At 35.4% G+C, this 1,681-nt stretch carries 3 protein-coding genes; 1 reads left to right on the top strand and 2 read right to left on the bottom strand.

What is annotated here, in order from left to right; all coding sequences use genetic code 11:
• Positions 1-122: 122 nt before the first annotated feature.
• Entirely contained in the window at positions 123-425 is a 303-nt protein-coding gene (locus EKM69_RS12155) for a PucR family transcriptional regulator (RefSeq protein ID WP_125711371.1), read from the top strand.
• Between the two features lie 64 nt (positions 426-489).
• Here EKM69_RS12155 and EKM69_RS12160 read toward each other — a convergent pair whose 3' ends face one another.
• Both EKM69_RS12160 and EKM69_RS12165 read right to left on the bottom strand, forming a co-directional pair.
• The gene (locus EKM69_RS12160) at positions 490-699 is read right to left on the bottom strand and encodes a helix-turn-helix transcriptional regulator (protein ID WP_125711373.1); all 210 of its coding nucleotides are present in this window, start codon (positions 697-699) and stop codon (positions 490-492) included.
• Between the two features lie 15 nt (positions 700-714).
• Positions 715-1,026 (bottom strand): DUF6442 family protein, encoded by a 312-nt coding sequence (locus EKM69_RS12165; protein WP_225423896.1) that lies wholly within the window; start codon positions 1,024-1,026, stop codon positions 715-717.
• Between the last annotated feature and the right edge of the window lie 655 nt (positions 1,027-1,681).

Consider the following 1,681-nt stretch of genomic DNA (forward strand, 5'->3'; position numbering starts at 1 on the left):
TCTAGATCTGTCCGGATTAGTTCAAATTGTTCACGAGAGATGTCGCTACTATAATGGTGTGCAAAGCTTTTCATGGATTAAAAACTCCTGTTTTTGATCTAATTTAACTAAAATCAAATCGAATGTCAAAGTATCCAAACACGTTCTTAGTTAATAATGAAATCGAAGAGATATTCGTTTCAATTTTCAAAACCGTAAATGGTCGTGAATTAATCGATACCTTAGCATATTATTTCAAATGCAACGATAACGTTAACGAAACCTCCAAGCAATTACACATCCATCGAAACACAACAAATTATCGCTTAAACAAAATCAGTGAAGTCTTCAAGTTAGATATTCATAAACTAAACGATATTTTTGAACTGTATACAAATTATTTAAACTTCAAGAAAAAGCAATATGAATCCAAAACACAAGATTAATTCAGGTAAGTAATTGGATTAAACAAAAAGGGCACTTCAATGATGAAGTGCCCTTTTTTAGTCTCTAAAAATAAAATAAATCTTCAAACTTCTTATCTAAAGCAATACACAAAACTAGTGCTAATTTTGCCGTAGGATTAAATTTTCCAGTCTCGATCGAGCTAATAGTATTCCGAGAAACACCAATCAAGTCCGCCAACCCTTGCTGAGAAAGATTCTTATCACGGCGAGCACTCTTAACATTATTTTTTAAAATCAATTTATCTGAATTCATATCAAATATCCTATTTTACAAAGTTGATGAAACAAACCAAACGAGAGAAGCCACAAAGAACAGCGAATGGAAAATCAAAAGAAACAAAGTCAATCCGCTTTTTTCTTCTTTATAATGATTGAATAATACCACGACGATAAAAATATTCAGTAACGCCAAAATGTCACCAATATTAAGATCCATAAAAACTTTGTAAATCATCAATAAAAGTGAACAAAAAGCGAGAGCAACAAAGCCTTTTTCATCAGCACGACGGACCTTCTCATCAAATCCTTCATCCTTACCCTCAGCTCGATACTTTTGAAGAACATCCTTCTTATCCAACAAAACCACTTCCTTTTGACAAGTTTACTTTGCAATATAAATATATCAATGACAAGTAAACTTGTCAATAAATCATCAAAAATCCCACACAAAAAATAAGAAATAATAATTAGAATAATATACTGTTAAAAGCCAGACGAATGTGAGATAATCGAATGCGCAGGTCAGATATGCCCGAGCAATCCCAAAAAAGAGATTGCGAAAGCAACAAAGTCTGAAGACAAGATGCAACCAAGTAGCAAAAGACAAAAAGCATTCAAAAAAAGCTATCATCAACCTGGGGGTTGATGGTAGCTCTTAAATTTTAAGCAAAAATAAGTTCACTTTTTAACAAACTCCATAATGTGATCTTCACCTTGCTTTTGATTTTGAACTTGCCTTTCTCTTACCAACAAGGAAGACATCTGAGATAGACCGCAAGAACTAGGACGCGCAAAAAGTGCCAATTTGCACAGCAAAATCGGTCCCTACCACCAAAAGGGGGGGATTGTTGAACTATCTAGACGGAAGGGCCCGGGGATACAGCCCTCAGCCGATCGAGTAGGAGGTAGCTAGGCTACCGACCTCTCACACCACCGTACGTACGGGTCCGTATACGGCGGTTCATTAATTTAAGCATTCTGAATAAGCCAGAGCTTTCTGGACAGGTTCATTAGTC

The sequence above is a fragment of the Companilactobacillus zhongbaensis genome (genome assembly GCF_003946515.1).
GTDB classification, from domain to species: domain Bacteria; phylum Bacillota; class Bacilli; order Lactobacillales; family Lactobacillaceae; genus Companilactobacillus; species Companilactobacillus zhongbaensis.